At 72.3% G+C, this 21,294-nt stretch carries 20 protein-coding genes; 13 read left to right on the top strand and 7 right to left on the bottom strand.

Translation table 11 applies throughout. From position 1 onward, the window contains the following. Window positions 1-23 precede the first annotated feature (23 nt). Window positions 24-2,042 carry a hypothetical protein gene (locus tag ACFV04_RS19475; RefSeq protein WP_380530475.1) on the top strand — a complete coding sequence of 673 codons (2,019 nt, stop codon included), beginning with the start codon at window positions 24-26 and terminating at the stop codon, window positions 2,040-2,042. A 66-nt stretch (window positions 2,043-2,108) separates the two neighbouring features. On the opposite strand, the gene ACFV04_RS19470 is transcribed toward ACFV04_RS19475, so the two are convergent. The 7 genes from ACFV04_RS19470 to ACFV04_RS19440 all read right to left on the bottom strand — a co-directional run bounded on the left by ACFV04_RS19470 (window position 2,109) and on the right by ACFV04_RS19440 (window position 9,777). After that, window positions 2,109-2,558, bottom strand: coding sequence for a DUF4913 domain-containing protein (locus ACFV04_RS19470; protein WP_380347748.1), 450 nt, complete (start codon window positions 2,556-2,558; stop codon window positions 2,109-2,111). Next, the gene (locus ACFV04_RS19465) at window positions 2,555-4,291 is read right to left on the bottom strand and encodes a type IV secretory system conjugative DNA transfer family protein (RefSeq protein ID WP_380530471.1); all 1,737 of its coding nucleotides are present in this window, start codon (window positions 4,289-4,291) and stop codon (window positions 2,555-2,557) included. Before ACFV04_RS19465 ends, ACFV04_RS19470 begins: the two co-directional genes overlap by 4 nt. Continuing rightward, window positions 4,288-5,757: an ATP/GTP-binding protein gene (locus tag ACFV04_RS19460; protein ID WP_380347744.1), complete on the bottom strand. Its 1,470-nt coding sequence runs from the start codon at window positions 5,755-5,757 to the stop codon at window positions 4,288-4,290. The genes ACFV04_RS19465 and ACFV04_RS19460 overlap by 4 nt, the downstream gene beginning before the upstream one ends. Then, on the bottom strand, window positions 5,754-7,253 hold the full coding sequence (locus tag ACFV04_RS19455) for an SCO6880 family protein (protein ID WP_380347742.1): 1,500 nt from the start codon (window positions 7,251-7,253) through the stop codon (window positions 5,754-5,756). The genes ACFV04_RS19460 and ACFV04_RS19455 overlap by 4 nt, the downstream gene beginning before the upstream one ends. After that, window positions 7,240-8,583: a hypothetical protein gene (locus tag ACFV04_RS19450; RefSeq protein WP_380530467.1), complete on the bottom strand. Its 1,344-nt coding sequence runs from the start codon at window positions 8,581-8,583 to the stop codon at window positions 7,240-7,242. The genes ACFV04_RS19455 and ACFV04_RS19450 overlap by 14 nt, the downstream gene beginning before the upstream one ends. A 1-nt stretch (window position 8,584) precedes the next feature. Beyond that, a complete protein-coding gene (locus ACFV04_RS19445; protein ID WP_380530465.1) occupies window positions 8,585-9,142 on the bottom strand; it encodes a hypothetical protein in 558 nt (185 codons plus the stop codon). Window positions 9,143-9,441: 299 nt separating this feature from the next. Beyond that, window positions 9,442-9,777 (bottom strand): hypothetical protein, encoded by a 336-nt coding sequence (locus ACFV04_RS19440; RefSeq protein ID WP_380530462.1) that lies wholly within the window; start codon window positions 9,775-9,777, stop codon window positions 9,442-9,444. A gap of 226 nt (window positions 9,778-10,003) precedes the next feature. Here ACFV04_RS19440 and ACFV04_RS19435 point away from each other — a divergent pair, with 226 nt between their 5' ends. The 12 genes from ACFV04_RS19435 to ACFV04_RS19380 all read left to right on the top strand — a co-directional run bounded on the left by ACFV04_RS19435 (window position 10,004) and on the right by ACFV04_RS19380 (window position 21,283). Continuing rightward, window positions 10,004-11,020 (top strand): NlpC/P60 family protein, encoded by a 1,017-nt coding sequence (locus ACFV04_RS19435; RefSeq protein ID WP_380530460.1) that lies wholly within the window; start codon window positions 10,004-10,006, stop codon window positions 11,018-11,020. Next, entirely contained in the window at window positions 11,017-11,619 is a 603-nt protein-coding gene (locus tag ACFV04_RS19430) for a hypothetical protein (RefSeq protein WP_380530457.1), read from the top strand. The genes ACFV04_RS19435 and ACFV04_RS19430 overlap by 4 nt, the downstream gene beginning before the upstream one ends. A 22-nt stretch (window positions 11,620-11,641) precedes the next feature. Next, window positions 11,642-12,490, top strand: a complete 849-nt coding sequence (locus ACFV04_RS19425) for a hypothetical protein (protein ID WP_380530454.1) — start codon at window positions 11,642-11,644, stop codon at window positions 12,488-12,490. 95 nt (window positions 12,491-12,585) lie between these two features. Continuing rightward, window positions 12,586-13,800 carry a hypothetical protein gene (locus ACFV04_RS19420; RefSeq protein WP_380347728.1) on the top strand — a complete coding sequence of 405 codons (1,215 nt, stop codon included), beginning with the start codon at window positions 12,586-12,588 and terminating at the stop codon, window positions 13,798-13,800. A 535-nt stretch (window positions 13,801-14,335) separates the two neighbouring features. Continuing rightward, the gene (locus ACFV04_RS19415) at window positions 14,336-14,977 is read left to right on the top strand and encodes a hypothetical protein (RefSeq protein WP_380347726.1); all 642 of its coding nucleotides are present in this window, start codon (window positions 14,336-14,338) and stop codon (window positions 14,975-14,977) included. Continuing rightward, window positions 14,971-15,882, top strand: a complete 912-nt coding sequence (locus ACFV04_RS19410; RefSeq protein WP_380347724.1) for a hypothetical protein — start codon at window positions 14,971-14,973, stop codon at window positions 15,880-15,882. The genes ACFV04_RS19415 and ACFV04_RS19410 overlap by 7 nt, the downstream gene beginning before the upstream one ends. 101 nt (window positions 15,883-15,983) lie before the next feature. Continuing rightward, window positions 15,984-16,694 carry a flagella basal body P-ring formation protein FlgA gene (locus ACFV04_RS19405; protein ID WP_380347722.1) on the top strand — a complete coding sequence of 237 codons (711 nt, stop codon included), beginning with the start codon at window positions 15,984-15,986 and terminating at the stop codon, window positions 16,692-16,694. Further along, window positions 16,694-17,530: a hypothetical protein gene (locus ACFV04_RS19400; protein WP_380530449.1), complete on the top strand. Its 837-nt coding sequence runs from the start codon at window positions 16,694-16,696 to the stop codon at window positions 17,528-17,530. The genes ACFV04_RS19405 and ACFV04_RS19400 overlap by 1 nt, the downstream gene beginning before the upstream one ends. 22 nt (window positions 17,531-17,552) lie before the next feature. Next, complete coding sequence (locus tag ACFV04_RS19395; RefSeq protein ID WP_380530447.1) at window positions 17,553-19,148, top strand: CpaF family protein; 1,596 nt, start codon at window positions 17,553-17,555, stop codon at window positions 19,146-19,148. After that, window positions 19,145-20,095, top strand: coding sequence for a type II secretion system F family protein (locus ACFV04_RS19390; RefSeq protein ID WP_380347716.1), 951 nt, complete (start codon window positions 19,145-19,147; stop codon window positions 20,093-20,095). Before ACFV04_RS19395 ends, ACFV04_RS19390 begins: the two co-directional genes overlap by 4 nt. Next, window positions 20,092-20,976 (top strand): hypothetical protein, encoded by an 885-nt coding sequence (locus tag ACFV04_RS19385; protein ID WP_380347714.1) that lies wholly within the window; start codon window positions 20,092-20,094, stop codon window positions 20,974-20,976. Before ACFV04_RS19390 ends, ACFV04_RS19385 begins: the two co-directional genes overlap by 4 nt. Before the next feature lie 52 nt (window positions 20,977-21,028). Beyond that, a complete protein-coding gene (locus tag ACFV04_RS19380; protein WP_380347712.1) occupies window positions 21,029-21,283 on the top strand; it encodes a hypothetical protein in 255 nt (84 codons plus the stop codon). Window positions 21,284-21,294: the final 11 nt, after the last annotated feature.

Below are 21,294 nucleotides of genomic sequence, written 5' to 3'. Positions count from 1 at the left end.
CAGCGACGAGGGAGGGGATTGACGTGATCGACCCGTACGAGCGGGTACACAGCGGTGAGGTCGAGATGGCCGTCGCCAACAGCGCCGACGCGATGGTCAAGCTGGCCCTGACGCTGGCCACCATGGCCGCCGAGAACGCCGCCCGGGCGCGCCACGAGCGGTGGGAGCGCGAACGGGAGGCGGCGGCCGAGAAGCACTGGCGCGAGCGCGCCGCCGCGGAGCCGTGGCTGCGGGCGCCCTACGACGAACGGTTCTGGGACGACCTGGAACCGACTCCCGAGGGGATGCGCCCGCTCGGCCAGGCCTGGCAGACGGCCTACGAGTGGGGCGGCTCCGATCCGCAGGCCGCCGCCGCGCTGCACCACATGCGGGCCAAGATCCACGAGAAGTACGGACTGCTCGTCCCGGACGAGATGCTGCCGGTGCGGGACCTGTCGCGGGCCATCGCCCTGTCCGACCCGAACCTGCACGAGAGGGCGCGGGCCGGCCGGGAGGCGGCCGCCGAGAGCGGTCAGAGCAGCTACCTGTACGTCATCGAGGACCCGGCATCGGACACCCAGCTGGCCACCGGCGAGGTCCGCGGGCACGACTGGGAAGCCCCCGACCTCGTCGCCGCCCACGCCCACGAGCAGTGGGCCGCCGGATCGGACGCGCCGCTCGGCGACAACCTGGTGATCCGCGTCTACGAGAACACGGGCGGCCCCGTCGGCGGCCGGGATCCGCTCGCCGTGGTGGAGGCGCGGCGGGTCCCGGAGATCCTCGACGCCGCGGAGGAGCGCCAGCGCCGGGTGGTGTCCGGCGCGGAGGAGGCCGGCGCCGGGGAGGTCCTGCACGCGGTCGGCGCCGAGCACCGGCGGGCCGGTGAGCGCGCGGAGAAGTGGCAGGAGGCACGGGACCGCCTGGCGGACACGGATCCGGCCGAGTTGCCGGAGGGGGAGCACACCCGGCAGGTCGACGCCCTCCAGCGGGAGATCGTGCGCGAGCGTCTGCACCAGGCGCGGCTGAGCCTGCACGGGCAGGCCGTGGAGGCCGAGCAGCGTGGTGAGGACCCGGACCTGGTGTACGCCGGAGCGTCACTGCGTGCCCGGCTGGACCAGGGCTGGATGGCCGAGGCGAGCCCGGCCGAGGCCGCCGGGGTGTGGAGCGAGGTCAACGGCTGGCAGCACGGGGCGGCCCGGGACCAGGCGCTCGACGCGGTGAACGAACAGCTCGTCAACCACTACGGCATGGAGCTGCACGGGGACGTCGACCGGGCCGAGGCGGCGCGCGCGTTGGAGAGCATGGCCGACGTCGGGGAGAAGAGCGAACCGGACCACGTGCGCCGGCAGGCGCTGGAACTCCAACGTCGGGCGCTGGAGAAGAACGACCGGGCTCTGCGGAACGAGGACAGGATCGCGCAGATCAAGTCGGGACCGCAGCCCGTGACGCCGAAGGCCGCAGCCCGGCAGGAGGCGAGGATCGACGGCCTGGCCAAGGGCGCGGACCAGCTGCGGGCTTCGGCGGACATCGACAGTCGCGCCGCGGTCGTCGTCGAGGCCCAGGCCGACCGCCTGGCGGCGAGCGATTCGAGCGACCCGAGTGCCCTGCCCCCGGGCATGACCAGGGAACAGGTGACCGAGGCGCACCAGAGCGACTGGGGCGACGACCCGCAGTGGGCCGGGTACTCCACCACCCCACCGGCCGCGGGCACCGCCGCCGGTGCCGGGACCGCGCCGCCCGTCCCGGAGGGGCCGGCCGCCCCGGCCGCCCCCGCCCCCGCCCCCACGCCGGCCCCGGCGCGCCCGGCCCAGGGCCGGGCCGCATCGGCGTCCGGGCGCAGCAAGGGTTCCCAGAGGGCCCTCGACGCCAAAGCCGCCAGGGGCAAGCAGCGGCTGTCCCAGGGGGCGCGGACGGCGCTCGGCCCGACGGAAAAGGAAGCCGGCAAACGCATCGACCGGACCCTCGGACGGACGTCGGCGACGCCCCCGGCCGCCCCGGGCACCGCGGCTCCCGGGGCGCACCGCGGCACGGCCAGGGGGAAGGGCAACGGCCTCGGGGGGTAGACGGAGGACGGCGGTGGGTTCCGGGACCCCGTGGTCCCGGAACCCACCGCCGTCAGCGGTGCGCCGTCAGTCCTCGGGGATCCGCTCGGCGGCCGCCGTGGTGCTGAAGGCCGTACCGAGCCACATCCGCGGGTCCGCCGGGTTGGTCGGCAGCGGCTGCGGCGGGTGCTCGGAGTGGCCCTCGACCGGGGAGCACGCGCTGAACGGGCCGCTGTCCGGGTCCAGCAGGACGTGCAGTTGCGGGTCCGCGTGGTGGATCCACCAGGTGGACATCCCGAGCGCCGGGTCCAGGCGCAGGCTCTCCCACGCGCGCCACATCGCGTTCAGCCGGGAGATCGCCTCCGCGTGCAGCCACCAGTCCGGGCACCAGGTGAGCGTCACCCCGTTGAGGCGCCGGGCCACCATCGGGGCGAGGTAGTCGACGACGAACTCCTCGACGGTTCCGAACACCGGCTCCGGCGGCGCCTCCTCGTCCTCGTCCTCGTCGTCCCACAGGTCGAAGTCGTCGTCGCTCACGACCGGGCTCCCGGGTCGTACTTGGACAGCGAGGCCTTGACCGCCTCGGCGTGCCTGGTCTCCCACCACGGCACGGTCTCCACCAGCGCGGGCGGCGCGCCGGAGGCCAGGAGCAGCGCCCGGCCGGGCGGCATCGCCGCGAGGTCGGAGACGTCGAGCACGCGCTCGCGCCGGGTGCTGTGGCTGGTGGAGCGGCCGCCGAACAGCCCGCCGCCCTGGTTGGCGCCGTAGGACGCCGAGTAGGTGTCGACCTCGTACTCGCCGGCCAGCGTGCTGAGGTCTCCGAGGAACTTGGCGTCGGAGACGCCGCCGCCGTACACGCGGCGGTTCGCGCTGGACCAGAGCTTGCCCATGCCCTTCTCGCCCCAGACCTCCACGCCCTGGTCCCAGGACTGCAGGATCGTCATGAGGATGATGCCGCGCGAACCGTAGTGCGAGTACAGGTCGGGCAGGTCGGCCCACCGGCAGACGTTGGCGGCCTCGTCCAGCACCCCGACGATGGGGACGGACAGGCGCCCGCCCGGCATGGTCGTGGCGGCCTCCTCGGCCGCCTCGACGACGGCGACGGTGAGGGCGGTCACCAGCGGGCCCGCGCTGTCCTTGCCCTCGCGGGAGAGCGAGTACAGGGTGTCGGTGCTCACCGCGAAGTCCGCCGGGCTGAACTCGGGCCGGGCCGGGCCGCGCCCGGGGGTGATCCAGGGGTGGACCGCCGGGTTCACCAGGCAGGAGGCCATCTGCATGGCGGTTCCGTAGATGCCGCCGCGCTGCTTCTCCGGCGCGGTGATCACGCCGTTCAGCGAGTCGGCCGGCAGGTGGTGGCCGGCCTGGCGCAGGATCCGCTCGGGGGTGTCGTCCTTGGGCCGGGTCAGCCAGGTGTAGACCTGGGTGATGGGCTTGCCGTCGACCGCGGCGGCGAGCATCAGGTACGCGAGCAGGTCCTGGCCGGCGGGGGTGAAGTAGGCGTCGGTCTTCGCGCCGGCGTCGGAGGAGCCGCTGGCGAAGTGGGCCGCCATCTTCCGCGCGTTGGCCACGGAGGTGACGTAGCTGAGGGGGTTCCACCACCAGGTGGGGCTCTCACCCGCGCGGTTCTGCGGGTCGAACACCCACGTCTTGCCCGTGGCCTCGCGCACGCCCCTGGTCGCGTCCACGATGTCGCGCTTGTTGGAGGTCGCCAGCACCGCGCCGGGCGCGTCGCAGATCGCGGGGATCGCGCGGCGGGTGGTCTTGCCGGTGCGCGGCCCCCAGATGTCGACGTGCATGTCCTCCCAACTGCCGAACAGCTGCTGGCCGCCGGGGATCGACCGTCCGATGAACACGCCGGGCAGGTCCGACTTGGTGCCCAGCCGGGCGGCTGTCGCGGCCGCGCCGCGGCGGTTGACCGGGGCCAGGTCGTTGCCCCGTCCGAGGTGCCGTCCGGCGCGGTCGACCTTCGGCCGCTTGCGCCGGCGGGTCGTGCGCCAGGCGGCGAGCACGGCGGCCAGGACGACGACGACCGCCTCCGCGGCCGCGATCACGGTCGCGTACGTGCCCGGCCAGCGGTAGGAGCCGTTGAACAGCCCGATGACGAAGGCGAACGGGTTGGCCGGCGGGGCCGGTACGCCCGCCGTCTTCGCCCCCAGCAGCGCGGCCAGCCATGCTCCGACCGCGCTCGCCACGACCAGCAGCAGGACGCCGAGCGCGATGAACGGCCCGGCCTCGGAGACCGGGCCCCGGCGCCCTTCGGTGGCCGTCATCGCACGCCCGCCCAACGCCGGTTGGTGTCGTTGATGGCCAGCTCCGCCTGGGTGAGCTCCACGGAGACCGGGATGCCCGGCCGGCCGCCGACCTTGACCAGGAACTTCCCGCGCCCGGGCGGGGCCGCCTCGGAGTTCGTCGAGGAGTCCCAGGCCGGTGGGCTGGACCAGCCCACGACCATCTCCTGCTCGGCGCGGCTCATCCCCACCACCTGGGTCAGCTGTGGCATCTCCGCCTCCGGCAGACCGCCCGTGATGACCATGCCGGCCCGTTCCACGAAGCCCTTGGCCTTCATCCGGTCCTCCTCCGTCGGGAGGGCGAGCAGGTCACTCATGGTGTGAGTGATCATCGCGGTGCCGACACCGCGCTGCCGGTTGAGGCGGGTCAGGGCGTCGACGCGGTCGACCAGGCCGCGCCCGGCGCGCAGGACCCGCCACAACTCGTCCATGATCACGAAGTAGTGGCGCTGGGGGGCGAGGCCGGCGTCGGCCAGTGCCTGCACCGCGGAGATGGTGCCGAAGCCGTAGCTCCAGCACGTCAGCAGCGCGGCGGCCTGCAGCAGCGCCTCGCTGTCGTCGATCGCCGAGACGTCGAACACGACCGGCCGGTCGACCTCCATCGGGACGCTCGTGGGCCGCGCGAACATGTCGCCCAGCCGCCCGCCTCCCAGCAGGGCGGTCAGCGACGACTCCAGGCCCTCGGTGATGTCCCGGTAGCGGCCGAGATTGCCACGGTCCAGTGCCAGGTGGCGCAGCGCGTCCGGGGCGTCCTTGACCACCTGGAGCAGGTCCGCGAGCACCGGCACGCCCTCGTGCCGCTCGTCGAGGACCGTGAGCGCGCCCGAGACCAGCGTCTCCTCGCGGTCCGTCGGCGGCTCGCCGCGGAGGATCGTCAGCAGCGCGGACACCGTGTTCAGCCGCCGCCCGTGGATGTCGGCCAGCACCGCGCGGCGCCGGTCACCGGTCAGTCGCTGGGCGGCCGCCTGGGCGGCGCCGGGGTCGAGTGCGTTGAGGTAGCCGCGCCCGCGCCCGAGGCTGATGACCTGGCCGCCCAGCGCCTCGATCAGGTCGACGTAGTCCGGCTTGAGGTCCCCGAACACCATCGGGTGAGTGCCGAACGCCGCCAGACCGAGCGCCTGGCGGCGCACGATCGTGCTCTTGCCCAGACCGGGCCGTCCCAGGACGAACTCGCTGGGGTTGAGGATCAGGTTGGCCCGGGTGAACCAGCTGATCGGGTCGCAGCACAACGAGGCACCGGTGATGGTGTTGCGTCCGATCGGCACGCCGACCATCGGGGTGCCCGACCCGGCCACGAACGGCCAGAGTCCGCAGACCTGCACCGTGGTGCCGCGCCATTCGGCCGGTGCCTCGACGTAGCCGACCGAGCCGGCACCCCATCCGGACCAGCCGCGCATCCCGGGCCGACGCGGCCTGGCCGGCGCGGGCGTCTTCTGCTTCCTGCTCACATCGCCTCCCGGACCGCCTGGGGCACGCGCAGGTGGTTGGGCAGAACGATGCCGATCGGCAGCCCCGCCGCGAAGGCGGAGGCCTGGGAGCCGAGCGCCGGACGCAACCGGATGCGCGAAGGGGTGGACAGGTTCTCGACGACGGCGTCCGCCTTCGCCAAGTGGTCGCGCTCCATGACGGTCGCGGTGACGATCATGCCGAAACGGACCAGGCCGGCACCGGTCGCCTCCTCCTGCGCGGCCTGGTCGGCGGCGCGGACCGCCACGGAGTCCCGGGCCGCGGCGACGGCCGCCTGCTGTGCCTGGAACAGCGCGTCCTTGCGGTCGTTCTCCACGATCCGCGCGGCGGACGCCGGGTCGTGAGGCCGGTACAGCAGGCTCACACGCTTGCGCGTCACGTCGGGGTGCGGAAGGAGAAGCGAGGCGAGCACGTTGGAGAACACCTCGCCCCGGGGGGCCTCCCCCATGAACCAGACCTTCGACCAGGCGCCGTCGTGCCGGTAGTGCGACCAGAACTCCTCGGTCGCGACCGGGCCGGCGTCGTCCCAGGTGATGCCGGTGCCGCCTGCGGCCCGGCCTTCGGCGACCAGGGTGGCCACGCTCGGGTCGTAGGCGACCCTCACAGTTTCGGCGAGGTCGCCGGCGGTCATCGGGCGGGCCGCGCCGGCCCCCGTCATGGCCAGGCCGGCGGTCAGGCCGGGCAGCCGCGCGCCGATCTCGTCGGCCATCTGGTCGACGTCCCGGCGCGGCGCGCTGCCGCGGGCCGCGCCGGAGAACGTCAGCGCGATCTGCGTGGTGAGCAGCGCCGACCCGGCGGGGTAGGAGTCGACGATCTGTTCCAGCACCTGCCGGGCCAGCGGCGGCGCTTCCGGGTGGAGGTGGCCGTGGACCTCGGCGCTGAGACGGCTGCCGGGGTCGGGAGCAGCCTCCACCGTCACCGACGCGGCCACCAGACCCGGCTCGTGGGCCAGCGAGGACAGCCACTGGCCCCAGTGCGCCACCCAGGTGTCGACCTGGTCGGAGTCGACCAGCGAGGCACCGTCGGCGTCACAACTGATCACCACGGAGTGGTGGTTGAGGCTCGGCAGACTCACCATGGCGAACGGGCGGTTGTGTGCGTCCTGGAACTGCGCCAGGCTGGAGGCCGCCGCCAGCCCCGGCAGCTGGCAGGTCCCGTATGGAGTACGGCCGATGATGCCCGACCGGTAGATGCGTTTACCGGCACTCTTCCCACGCCACCACGCCACGCGCGCAGTCCCCCTCTGCAGGCCGTTCCGGCCGAACTTGTCCTTGATCAACAGCGGTAGCAGGCTGAGCCCCACGAGAACGCCGGCTCCGATGGCCAGGAAGAAGTCGATGGCCATGAAGATGACCACGAGGATCATCCCGGCCATCATGACCATCGTCCCGGCCAGGCCCAGACCTCCGATGCCGGGCGACCTGGGCTTGCGCCAGTTCCCGTAGGTCCTGGGCCGGCCGATATCAAGCGCTGCCACTGGGCCCCCCGCTCTGCTGTCCCGCGTTCGCCGTGTTCTCGGCGCTCTGCTTGATGGCGGAGTGCGTCTTCTGGGCAACCTCGGCTGCGGCTGCCGCAGGGTGGGCCTTCGCCGCCCCCGCCGCCCCCGCCTGCCCGGCACCCTGTGTGGCAGCTCCCTGCGCGGCAGCTCCCTGGGAAGCCGCGCCCTGGGCGGGTGCCTGCTGGCCCTGGGACGCTCCCTCGGCGGCTTGCCGGGCGGCGCCCTGGGCGGGTGCCTGCGCACCGGAGCTCTGCGACCCCTGGGAGGAGCCTCCCTGGGCGGGCACCGACTTGGAGCCGCTGGGGTTGGAGCCGCCCTTGCTCGATCCCTGCCCTGAACGGGCGGATCCGCCGCCACCGGAACCGCTCTTGCTGCCGCCGCCGACGGCCTTCGCCCCGCTGGCGAGCGCCCCCATCGCGGCCGCGCCGCCTCCGCCGCCGCCCCCGCCGCCGGCGGCGCCGACCACCGGGGTGATGAAGCGCATGAGTGCCGGAAGAGCGACCACTGACAGGAGCATCAGCACGATGCCGGCCACCGACGTGACCAGCCCCCCGGAGTCGGGGTCCGTCTTGAGCGAGGCGATCATGCGGAAGGCGGTCGCGTAGATGATCGCCGCGACCGGCTTGTACAGCAGGAACGCGATCAGCCAAGAGACGGTCTTCTGGAAGGTCTGACGTCCGGAGGGTGTGCTGGAGACGGCGGCGGTCAGGGGCAGAGTGCCGCACAGCAGGATGAGCATGGCGGTGCGGACCAGCATCAGGGCGACCTGGGCCAGGCAGGCCAGGGTGGCGAGCAGGGCGAGGATCAGGGCGAGGATCGGCCCGCCCTGGTTCTCCGAGGCGACGGTGAGCCAGCCCACCACGGCCCTGCCGAAGTCCTGGTCCGTGGCCTGGTTGATGATCCATGAGGAGAACTGGTCACCGGCCTCGGTGAGCATGCCGATCGCCCCGAGGGCCATGCTTGTCGTCACGGTCATGGTGAAGAGGCCCTTGGCGACGTCCACGGCCGGCTCTGCACGGCGCTGGATCGCCAGTCGGCCGGCCGCGAAGAGGATGGACATCACCGCGATCCAGGTCGTGATCCAGAGGGTGTGCGCCCACACCCACTGGATCGGACCGTTGTCCTGATTGGACTGCACGATGTTGCCGGTAGGCACCTTGATCCACCAGGTGGTGACGGCTGCGGCGACCTTTCCCGCCATGTCGATGCACCAGTCGATGATGCTCTGCACAACGCTCATGCCGACGTCGCCCGCCGCGTCACTCAGGCAGTCGCCCCAGTTCATGGGGTTGAGGCAGCTCCCGGACATGTCAGCTCCCCATCCGGAACGGGACCATGTCGGTCACGGTCTTCTGCTGGCCGAACGAGGAGCTCTGCTGGCCGTTGGGCGTCATCTTCTGCTTCCAGTCGCCGCCGTCCCACACCGCAGTGAGCACGACGGTGCGGTAGGCACCGCCCATGGGGAACTTGATCGCGAAGGTCACCACGGCGGTGTCGGCCGTGTACGAGTTGACCTGGTAGGCGGCGTACTGGCCGATGGTCGAGAAGGCGGGGCTCGGCTTGGACGGATTCACCCGGTCGGCCGTGACGAACTGCAGGTAGGAATCGCGCTCCGGCCCGGGGGCCACCTGCTGGTCGATGACGGGGCGCCAGTTGTCGGCGGCGGAACTGCGGATCGAGGTCTGGGCGAGGGCCAGCACCGCACCGCGGGGGGTGTGGGAGTAGCAGCGAGCCACCTCGCCCGAACGCACGGCGGGCCCGGAGGATTGCGACTCGGGCAGCTGGTAGCCGTGGAAGTCCTTCCAGGCGAGCTCGCCCGGGGCGAACGTGTTGCCGATGCTCAGCGGAGTCTGGTTCGTGTCGGACAACTGAGGGCAGGGGGCGCCGCTGCCCGAACCCGCCGTCGGGGTCCCGGCGGTCGCTCCCGGGACGCCGGGGGTACCGGTGGGGACTTCAACAGCCGTCGCCGGAGCGCCGCCGGCGGTCTTGCCGTTGTCTCCGCCGCTCAGGGCCACCCAGCTTCCCAGTAGGGCGACGGACCCCAGGAAGGCGCCGGAAGCGATGAACCGCCTGTTCGTGAAGGGGTTGCGCGGGCCGTCCGGCCCGCTCAAGGAAGTCTGATCGGGCATGACGGTCTCCCCGTGGGTCTGCAGGCCGTGGTGTCGGCTCAGATGAGCATCCCGACGAGACCGGACGCCGCGCCGCCGAGGATGCAGGCGGCGAGTACCCAGGCCAGCGAGGAGGCGTGCTCGCCGCCCTGCCCGCGGCTGTGGGAGACGGCCATCTTTCCGGCGGTCAGCAGGATGCCGCAGACGCACAGGGCGAAGACGACCCAGGCGACCCACTGGAGGACGGTCTTCAGCTTCTCGGCGCCGGGCGGCGCCGAGCCGGTTCCCGGGTCGACGTCGAACTTCGGTGCCGGGGTGTCCGCCAGGATGTGTCCGGCCCCGTGGGCGACATGCTGGACGCCGTCCGCGCCGGCTTGCAGAAGGTCGAACATCATCTCGGTTCCCCCAGGGTCTCGATGGGCAGGACCGGGGCACCCCCGGTGAGCAGCGCAGAGCGCATCCGGCAGATCATATGTTGATTTCAGCCGTTCAGCCGACAGGCTTTCAGCACGCACGTCGCTGCTGGGAGACCGCTTGACGGAGGATCACTTGATGCGCACTGATGTCCGAATGTCCTAGGGTGCGAATCTCCGTCATGCGACCTCGGGGGGAAGACGCGGCGTGAATGGGAGCCTGGGCAAGGTGGTCGTGGCCTTTTTCGTCGGCTGCGGAGTCGTCGTCGCCATGTTCGGGTTCTTCGTGGTGGCCGCTTTCGGAGGGGGACCGCCTCCGAGTTCGGGCGGCTCGGGAGCGGGGGGGAACCTCGACACCTCGAAGGTCCCCCCGGAGTACCTGGCGTGGGTTCTGAAGGCCGGTGTGTGCGAGGACGTCCCCGGCGCGCTGAGCCCGGCGGTCATCGCCGCGCAGATCGAGGCCGAGTCCGACTGGATCCCCGACCGGACCAGCCCCGCAGGTGCGCAGGGGATCAGCCAGTTCATGCCCGGCACGTGGAAGGACTGGGGGAAGGACGAGAACGACAACCACGACGGCGGCTCCCCCTTCGACCCGCCGGACGCGATCATGGCCCAGGGTCGGTACGACTGCTTCCTGGCGGGCGAGGTCCAGAAGTACGTCAAGGCCGGCAAGGCCAGCGGCGACATCACCGACCTCATGCTGGCCGCCTACAACGCCGGCCCCGACGCGGTGAGGGACAAGCACGGAGTCCCGCCGTACACCGAGACCCTGGGGTACGTACAGAAGATCCGCGGCCTGATCAGCAAGTACAGCCTTCCCCTCGCCGGTGGCGGGCCGTTCGGGGACGCCGTCATCGAGGCCGCCCGTGCCAAGCTCGACCTCCCCTATGTCTGGGGCGGCGGGGACGAGCACGGCCCGACCGGCGGTGGCTACGACTGCTCAGGGCTGGTGCTGTACGCCGTCTACCAGGCCTCCAAGGGCAAGATCGACCTGCCGCACAGCAGCGAGATCCAGGTGACGATGGGCACCGCAGTCGACCGCAACGCCATGCAGCCCGGCGACATCATCGGCTTCGACCTCCACAACAACGGCGACTACGACCACATCGGCATCTACATCGGCAACCACCAGATGATCCACGCCCCTCACACCGGCGACGTGGTCAAGGTCGCCACCCTCGACTGGTACGAGAAGTACCCCTGGAAGGTCAGGCGATTCGGATGACCTCGTCCCTGAAGCGCACGGCAGCGGCCGCCCTCCTGGCCGTCCTCGTCACCGGGTGCTCCCTGGACGGCGGCCCGCTGCGCCCCCGGCCGGTGCCGCCCTCCTCCCCCACCACCGCCCCGGTCGCCGCGCCGCTCGCCCCCGGTCGCGGCGGGACCCCGGCGGCCGGCCTGCCCGACTTCGGCACGGTCGACGGCGGCGACCCGGCGGCCGTGGCCAAGGCCGCCCTCACCGCCATGTGGACCGTGGACACCGACATCGACGCGTCCCCGATGGACGCGGAGAAACGGGCCGCCCCCATGTTCACGGCACGACGGGCGGACGGAGCCGCGTCGATGAGCCCGCGCGCCCAGCCCGGCAACACGTGGAACACATGGGCGTCGCACCATGCCTTCACCACCGTCCGGGCCCAGCAGTCCCATGAGGACGGCGGGCCGACCGACGGCCCCACGACCGCCTACCAACGGTGGGTGGTCACCGCCACGCCCACGGGCCGCGACGGATGGACCGGCCCGCCCGAAGTCCACGTCGCGCTCGTCGTCCTGCTCCGCGACGACACCGCGCGGCCCTGGCGGCTGGACACCCTCAACCTCGGATGACCTGCTGGAGGAACGACAAACCGTGGGAAACGACCTACAGGTGCCCGGCTGGCCGCTGGTCACCATCGTGCTCGGCGCCGACGGCGACGCCCTGGTGGACGGGAACCCCGTCCCGGTGCCACCCGGTGAGGAGGCACGCCCGGCTGCGTTCGCGCACGCCGTCGCCACCGCCGCGCGTCTCGGCAGGCCGGTCCGGGTCAAGCTGACCGACACCGACGGCGCGGACTGGATCCTGGCGGCGCACCCCGACGGCGCCGAGTCGACGCTGGAGAAACCGGCGTCCTCGCGGCGGCGCGGCGCCAGGCCGAAGAAGGCCCCCAAGCCGCCGAAGCCCGCCAAGGAGCCCCGGGCCAAGGACGCTCCCCCGACGCGGGCGACGCCGCCGGGGCCCGCCGGAGCCGACCGGCTCGAAGAACCGCCCGCCGCCGGACCGCAGGCGCGGCCGCCCGCCGCCGCGACGCCCGCCCCGGCCGTCCCGCCCACTCCGGAGAGCGCCCTCATGGCGGCCGTCGAGGCCGGCGACTGGATCACGGCGGCCGCCCAGCTCAAGCAGCTCAAGGCCGACCCGCGCCAGGTCGACCGGGTCGCCGAGGCCGAGGCCCAACTCGCCGCCGTACGCGGAGACCTGGCGACAGCCACCGTTCAGTACACCGCCCTGGCCCTCGCCCGGACCCAGTCCGTGGGGGTCGACCACCCGAGCACCCACCGCGCCGCCGACCACGCCCAGGACCTGTGGGGCCGCATCACCGATCCCCGGCAGGCCCTCCAAACCGGCCGCGCCCTCCTGCAGCTCCGCCAGATCGTCCCTCCCGCCGACCCGGCCTCCCTGGTCCGACTCCGCCTGCGTCTGGCCCGCTTGCACGTCACCTGACGTCCGTCCTCACCGCCCCGTCCGTGATCACCGTCTGCGAGCGCGGGGCGTCTGATAGCGTCCGGCTCGTTGCCGTAACGAGGAGTGGGGAACCTATGCGCTGGCGTGCACGGACCTACGGCGGGGCTTCGGTCGCGGCAGTGATCGCCTTGGCGCTCACCGGTTGCGGCGCCGCGGACGGCACGAAGGGTTCCCAGAACGGCGGCTCCCCCTCCGGCGTGCCCGGGAACTCCACGAGCGACCCCGCCAAAGCGATCGGCGTGCCGGGAACCGTCACCGTGTCGTGGTGCGACGTGAAGCCGGGCGCCGGCGGTGCCCCGAACGCCCAGCAGCTGACGCTCGCCTCGTACTCCGTGGACGACGGGCGGGAAGTCGCCCGCGCCGTCTCCGTGCTTCCTCCCGGCGCGGACACCGGGGTCCTCTGCGACCCCAACGCGCACGACAGCGTTCCTCGGGCCCTGCGTCAGGCCTTCAACAAGGACTTCACGTTGGTCGCGGGACTGCTGCCGTCCCCTCAACAATCCGCGGGGAGCTCGGGTGGCCCGGCGGCCGCATTCTCGCTCGGGCCCCAGGGCGTGCCGGTCGGCGCCCCGTCCGCCGATCCCTTCACGGTGGGCGCCAAAGACCGCACACCAGCCTTCCAGAGCGGCACCTCGACCCTGTGGTACGAGAACCAGGACCGGCACGTTCTGAGCCGTGACCTCGGTCAGCAGGGCGCCTCCGCCACCGACCGCGGGCTCTCCCACGGACCGGCCTTCGCACTCGCGGGGGACCGGCCCTGGTCCCGTGTGCCTCTCGGCAACACCGTCGACAGCGTGGCCGTCAATCCGGCCGGCACGGCCGCGGCCGCCGGGGGCAGCCACGGCAGCGGCGTCTGGCTCAAGGACACTGCGGCGCCCGGGTACGGCGACCAGTACGTCGAGTCGGCCCGGTTCGGCCCGAACACCTCCGCCTCGGACTCCAAGAGCCTGCCCGGGGGCGACACCGTCCCCCAGTGCGCCCCGAAGTTCTGGACCGACGACCACAGCCTCTTCTGCGCCGGCAAGGGCTTCTCCCTGGTGGTGCTCTCCGACGCGTTCGACTCAGTGCAGAAGGTCGAGCCGCTGCTGCCCGAGAACGACCGCGACAACACCGCCGTCGTCCCCTCTCCCGACCTGAAGTCGGTGGTGTTCCTGTCGCGGCAGGGCCAGGACGTCGCCGAGCTGTACCGCCTCGACCTCACCCCCGGCGCCACCCCCAAGAAGCTCGCCTCCATCCCACCGAACAGCCCCCGCGTGAAGTCGGAGCTCCGCCTGGTCGGGTGGCAGTAGCCCGGCCCCCGGCGCGGACCTGGGGGCCGGGCCGTCGCCGGTTCGCACCGTGGGAGCCGCCGCCGCCCGCGGAAGCTTGAGACCTGCGTCACAAGCACCCTCAAGACGAGCGGCGGAGAGGGCCACCGGGAGGGTGCGCCGGTGCGCGGTTCCCGTCCCGGCCCGGACGCGACCGCAGGCCGGAGCCGGTGGGGATTCGCCGCCCGCGGGAACTGCGGGGCGCGTCCGCCGCGTCGGAATCCTTCGGAACAACTCCACCGATGTCAGTGTTTGACGGTTCGTCATTTCCGAGTCGCGCACCGTGTCCGACTCCGGGGGTGTTCCGGGGCCGGTGATCGCGGGTACGCACGAACACCACGCTTTCCCCACCGGCCCGTTCGAAATTCATGTCCATGTCGACAAACCGGCGATCCCCCGAGATCTCGACCACCGCAAAGCGACTGGCGTTCACCAGGGGGAACAGGCCAGAATCACCGTGGCAGTGTGATGATCTAATGGAAAGTCAATAGTCACTCGATAAGCGTGGGGGGACGCGTTGCGAGACAGGACCGGCCGGATCGGGAAGGAAACGATCAAGCCGTCACGCCACATCACCGCGTGGGTTCCCGCCGTCGCGGGTGTCCTGGTGCTGGCGGCCACCGCCACCGCCTGCGGCGGAGGGTCCGACAAACCCGCCGAGGCCGCGACGACCACCCCGGCGGGTCCGGCCCCCGCGGCTACCACGTCCGCGCCGCCCCCCGCCCCGACGGCGGACCCGACGGTCAAGGCGGGCACCGACGTCCTGGCCGCGTACAAGGCCTTCACCGATTACAAGGTGACGGCGTTGAGGTCCGGCCACGCCGACGTCAACAAGCAGTCGGCGGTCGCCATGGGGGACGCGTACAAGTCGCTCGCCTCGACGATCTTCGAGTCCCAGCAGAGCGGGGTCGTCTTCAAGGGCGACCTGGTCAGCGCGCCCGCCGTGGAGGCGATCGATCTGACGGCGTCTCCGGGCAAGGCCACGCTGACCGACTGCCTCGACGTCTCCCACTGGGAGCCGGTGTACTCGAGCAACGGCAAGAGCGCCGCCGCTCCCTCGCAGGCGACCCGTTTCGTCGTGAACGTCGGCGCCCAGCAGATGCCGGACGGCACCTGGCGGATCTCCCAGTACACGACCGACAAGGCGCGGTCATGCTGAGACGGGGCATGGCCACCCTGGCGGCGGCCTCGGTCGTCGTCCTCGGTCTCGCGGCCCCGGCGAGCGCGGACGGCGGCTGCCCGCCCGAGACTGACGTCTGCATCATCGTCAAGGACCCGGGCAAGCCCCCGGGAGGAGGCGACGGGGGCGGGGGCGGCGGGAACGGCGGAGGCTCTGCCACCTGCACCTGGCAGACCCAGACCGTCCCCTGCAACTCGCCCGACTTCGGCTGGTACAACGCCCAGGACGGCTGCTACTACAACCTGATGAATCCGCAGCCGGATCCCAACAACTGGGTGTGGGTGGGCCATCAGCCCGGGGACGGCGCCATCTACGGCCGTACCTGCCCGTTCGGTTACGAAGGCGACTCGGCTCCCAACGGCCCCGTGTGGCTGCAGAACCCACCGCCCGGCTTCGGCGGCGGCCCCACTCCGGCGCAGCTGGCGCAGGAGATCTTCGCTTCGATGACGTTCGATGTGCCGGACATCGGTACCGCGCCGGACCGGGGCGGGAAGGGTGTGATCGGGATGCCGGTGTGGCTGTGGGCGAAGGCGTCCAAGACGAGCTGGGGCCCGTGGGTGGAGTCGAAGTCCTCCGGCGCACTGTCGGTGTCGGTCACCGCGAAGGTGACCCGGATCGACTGGTCGATGGGCGACGGCGGCTCACGCAGCTGCGCGACCGCCGGAACGCCGTACACGCCTGAGAGCGGCGCCGCGACGTCGCCGGACTGCGGCTACCGCTACACCACGACCAGCGCGGGCAAGCCCGGCGGAAAGTTCCCGGTCAGCGCCACCACCACCTGGACGGTGCACTGGGAGGGCGGAGGCCAGCAAGGCGACCTCCCCACCATCACCAAGACCTCCACCACAGAACTCACCATCGGCGAAGTCCAGGTCCTCAACTAGCCCAGGTCCTCGGACAGAGGTCCGTTCAGTCCGCGGGCCCGGGCCGTTCCTCGGCCCGGCCCCGGACTCTCCTACTCGTTACTCCTCGGGGGATGTAGCTCTTGAGCAGCACCGTTACCGGGTCTCACGGCGCGGGCGCGCCGGCCGGCCCTTCCGCCGTGGCTCCGGCGGCCCCGCCGCGCGCGTTGACGGCCCGGCGCCGGCGCCCCGCGCTGATCGGCCTGTCCGTGGCACTCGTGGCGGCAGGCGGCCTCCTCGGCGCCTTCGCCGTGCTGACGACCGGGCAGCACAAGGCGGTCGTGGCATTGGCCAAGCCGGTGGCCGAGGGCGCGGTGATCACCGACGCGGACCTGACCGAGGCGTCGATCACGTTGGACCCGGCCGCGATCAAGCCGATCCTGGCGGTCGACCGGAGCACGGTGGTCGGCAAGCGGGCGGCGAACAGCCTGCACGCCGGCGCCCTGGTGACCAAGGAGGACCTGACCGACGCGCCGCTGATCGCCGCGGGGCAGCAGCTGGTGGGTGTCCTCCTCAAGCCCGGGCAGCTGCCGTCGACGCCGCTGACCCCGGGGCTGGCGGTGCTGGTGGTGTCGACCCCGGGTGAGGACTCGGCCGCCGGGGCCGCGGCGAACGCCGCGAACGCCGCGCCGCCGGCGACGATGAAGGCCAAGGTGGTGCGGGTCGGCGACCCGGAGACCACGGGGAGCAGGACGGTGGACCTCGCGGTGGCGGGCACCGACGGACCGGCGCTGGCCGCCCGTGCGGCGACGGGGCGCATCGCGCTCATCGTCGCCGCCAAGGGCACGGGCTGATGGCGGTCGTCACGGTCTCCGGCTGCACGGGTGCCCCGGGTGCCACGACCACCGCGCTGGCGCTGCTGCTGTCGTGGCCGCTCGAAACGGGACGCCGGGCGATCCTGGCGGAGTGCGACCCGGACGGCGGCGCGGTGGTGCTGGGGGCGCTGTCCGGGCGCACCCCCGGTTCGTACGGGCTGCGCAACCTCGCGGTGGCCGACCGTCAGGGGCAGTTGGGCGAGGCGTTCTGGCGCCAGCTGGTCGACCTGTCGGACGGCGACGCGGACCGGCTGTTGTTGCCCGGGATCACCGATCCGGCGCAGACGGCCGGACTGGCGTACACGTGGGAGCGGCTGGCCGGACTGTTCACCGCGATCGAGAACGTGCAGCCCAGCCACGACGTGATCGTCGACCTCGGCCGTTCGGGGGCGTACGGCCTGGCGTCCCCTCTGGTACGCAAGGCGGATCTGCAGCTCGTCGTGGTGCGCGGCACCCTGCGGGGTGTGCAGTCCGCGCAGGTGCGGGTGCGGGCGCTGCGCGAGGACCTGGAGGCCAACTCGCCGGGCTCGGACGGCCTGGGCGCCGTCCTGGTCGAGTCGGGCCCCTACAGCGCGGACGAGGTGTCGCGCGAACTCGGCGTGCCGGTCGTCATGACACTGCCGCATTCCCCGAAGGCGGCCGCCGTGCTGTCGGACGGCGAGGACGGCGGACGCGGGTTCAAGCGCTCGGACCTGATGCGGGCGGCGCGCTCGGGTGCCGAGCGGGTCTTCTCCCTGACCGCGCAGCGCCGCGCGCGGCTGGCCCCCGTTCCCCGTCCCGATGCCGTGGGAGGACAACCGAATGCTCAGCGGTAAGCCTCTTCACCCCGATCCGAGCGTGCGACCGACCGTTCAGGAGGACGAGGCGGCCGGTCCGTCCGCGCTGCCCGCCGGGCTGCGCTTCGGACCGGTGACGCCGGCCCCTGCGGCCGCCGCCACCGTGGCCCTGCGCGCCGTGGAACCCCCGGCCGCCCGGCGCGGCCCGGCCGCGCCGGCCGCGACGCCGCAGGCCACCGGCCGGCGTTCCGCTCAGCCCGCCCCCCGGGCTCACCGCGCGGTGCCGACCGACGACATCGACCACGCCGTCGCGGCCCAGCTCAAGCGGCAGGTCGCCGACCGGCTCTCCCGCGAGCTGGAACGCGACCCGTCGATGGAGCAGGCCACCCAGATGCAGCGCGGCCGCGCGCTGATCAACGAGGCCGTGGCCGTATGGGCGACCGCCGCCGCGGTCGAGAGCGGCCTGCCCGTACCGCCGGAGACCGCCCGGCGGATGTCGGGCGCGGTCTACGACCTGCTGTTCCGCGCCGGTCGCCTCCAGCAGTACCTGGACGACGACCGGGTGGAGAACATCCTCGTCAACGGCCATGACCGGGTCTACATCGACTACGGCGACTCCCGGCGCGTCAAGGTGCCGCCGGTGGCGGAGAGCGAGGAGGACCTGCGGGAACTCCTGCGGGACCTCGCCCGCCGCAGCGGATCCGGTGAGCGCACGCTCTCCACCGCCAACCCCTTCCTGGCCCTGCGGCTGGAGGACGGCTCCCGCATGCAGGTGATCAGCGAGGTCACCCCGCGCACCTACGTGACGATCCGCCGCCACCGCGTGCGGGACATGGATCTGAACGGGATGGTCGAGCTCGGGTCGATCGACAGCACCCTCGCGGTGTTCCTGGCCGCCCTGATCCGGGCGAAGAAGAACGTCATGGTGGTCGGCACCCAGGGCGTGGGCAAGACCAGTCTGCTGCGGGCGATGGCCCGCGAGATCCCGGCGGAGGAGCGGATCGGCACGCTGGAGACCGAGTTCGAACTGTTCCTCCACGAGGACGACGGCCAGGAGCGCCAGATCGTCCCGATGGAGGCCCGCGAGGGCAACGGCGAGCGCGTCAACGGCCGCGCCGCGGGCGAGATCACCGTCGGCGACCTGATCTACCCGGCGCTGCGGATGAGCCTGCGCCGCATGGTCGTCGGAGAGGTCCGCGGCGCCGAGGTCGTACCGATGCTGCGGGTGATGACCAACGGAGAGGGCGGGTCGCTGTGCACGCTGCACGCGCGTGAGCCGCACATGACCTTCGACCGCATCGCCGAGCTGTTCCTCGAGTACGGGCACGGCATGACCGAGGCCCTGGCGTACCGTCAGTGCGCCAACGGCCTGGACTTCGTGGTCTTCGTGAAGATGATCGACGAGACCGGTATCGGCGGGCGGCGCCACCGCTTCGTCAGCCACGTGTTGGAGGTCACGGGCATGGGCGAGAACGGCCGCCCGTCCACGAACACGATCTTCGGCCCGAGACCGGAGGTCGGTGAGGAGCGCGCCGTGCCGCTGATGCACCCCAGTTGCCTGGGTGACCTGATGCGCGTCGGATTCCCCGCGCCGCTGCTGGACAACCCTGCGGGCACCTGGGCCCGGCCGCTCGACCTGATGGTGAGGATGGCGTGACGCGACTCCTGTTCGGCCTGGTCGCCGGGATGCTCGTCGTCGGCGGACTCGTGGGCGCCGCCGTCGGACTCGTCGGCACCACGGCACCGCCCGCTCCCGGACCCGCCTCGCGTCTGCGGGCCGCCCTGACGTCCGGCGAGCACGACGTGCGGGCCCGCGCCCGGGCCCGCACCCGACTGCTCGCCTCGGTGGTGGGCGGCGTGCTGCTGTGGATCGTCACCGGCTGGTTCGTCCTCGGAATGATTCTCGTCCTGGTCGTGGCGGGCCTGCCCTGGCTGCTCGCGTCCACGGGGAACAACAAGACCCGGATCGAGCAGCTGGACGCGCTCGCCGAGTGGACCCGGCGACTGTCCGACGTGCTGATGCTGGGCATGGGCCTGGAGCAGGCGATCATCTCCAGCCGCAAGACCGCACCGGTCGTGCTGCAGGAGCCGGTGGGCGAGCTGGCGGCCCGGCTGCTGTCCGGCTGGCGTCCCGCCGACGCCCTGCGGGCGTTCGCCGCGATCCTGAGCGACGCCACCGCCGACAAGGTCGTCTCCGCGCTCATCCTCAAGACGAGCGACCGGGGCCCCGGCCTGGCCCAAGCCCTCAACGACCTCGCCGACAGCATCCGCGAGGAGGTCCGCCAGCGCCGGGACGTCGAGGCGGACCGGGCCAAACCCCGCACCACCGTGAAGTGGCTGACCTGGATGACCGTCGGCATCCTCGTCCTGGGCAGCTTCGCCACCGATTACATCGAGCCCTACAAGACGTTCCTCGGCCAGATGGTCCTGGCGGTCATCCTGCTCGGGTTCGTCGGCGTGCTGAGCTGGATGCGATCGCTCGCCTCCTACCGGCCCACTCCGCGCTTCCTCATCGCCGACCCGCGTTCCAGCGTGAAGCTCCAGCAGACCTCCGCCCCGGTCCCCGGGCACCACGGCCCGGTCCGGGAGGTGAGCGCACGATGATGGTCGACCCGATCGCCGTGATCGGCGGCGCCCTCGCCGGCGGGGGCGTGGCGCTGTTCGTCCGGGCCCTCGTACGGCCGCAGCCCAACCTGGCCGCCACCCTGGACGCCGTCAACAATCCGCGCGCCGCCGACACGACCGAGCTGACCCGTGACGAGCGCGTCGGCGCCTGGCTGGAGACGCACCTGCAGCAGGTCCCCGGGGTGAGCATCCCTCGGACCAGCCTGGCCCTGGTCGGCCAGAACCCCGGTCGGTTCCTGCTCACCAAGGCGGCGATGGCCTTCATGGGCCTGCTGGTGCCGTCGCTGGTGTGCGCCCTGTGGGCGGTCGCCGGGCTGACCATGCCGGTACCCGTACCGGTCGTGGTGTCACTGCTCCTGGCCACCGTGCTGTGGTTCGTCCCGGACCTGGCGCTGCGGGACCAGGCCAAGCGGGCCCGGCAGGAGTTCTCCCACGCGATCGCGGCCTACCTCGAACTGGTGGCGCTGGAGCGGGCCGGCGACGCCGGGCCGGCCGAAGCCCTGGAGAAGGCCGCCGCGGTCGGCGGGAGCTGGGCCTTCGTGCGCCTGCAGCAGGCCCTCACCCGGGCTCGTGTCGACAAGATCGCCCCCTGGGAGAGCCTGCGCCAGCTCGCCGCCGAGCTGGACCTGCCGGTCCTCGCCGACGTCGCCGACATCATGCGCCTGTCCGCGAACGACGGTGCCGCCGTCTACACCACTCTTCGAAGCAGGGCGAAGAGCCTTCGCACCGAGCTGATGGCGGGACAGACCGAGGAGGCCAACGCGGCCTCCGAAGCGATGACCGCGCCGGGCGCCCTCATGGCCGTCCTGGTGATGGCACTCATCGCCTTCCCGTCCATCATCCGCATCATGACCGGCTGACCGGCCCGTGCCACAGACGGGACACGCACCACACTTCAACGGGAGGAACCCCATGAACGACTTCGGTACCAAGATCCGCTCGATAGTTTCGGCGGACCCGGAGAACCTGCCGGCCCTGGCGGTGATCGACGTCCTGTCCGCCCGGATCCGGTCCCTGCGCGAGGAGGACGCCGAGCGCGGCGACATCAGCATCACGACGGTCATCGTCTGGGTGGCCGTCATCGCCTGCGCCATCGGAATCGCCGGCGCCATCGCGGTGCTCGCGTCCAAGTACAAGGGCAAGATCGAAAACTCGGACAAGGGATGACGAGCCCGGAC

This window comes from Kitasatospora sp. NPDC059599, assembly GCF_042735125.1.
GTDB lineage: Bacteria > Actinomycetota > Actinomycetes > Streptomycetales > Streptomycetaceae > Kitasatospora.
Note: the sequence above shows the minus strand (reverse complement) of the source record. Positions and strands in the feature narration are given on the sequence as shown.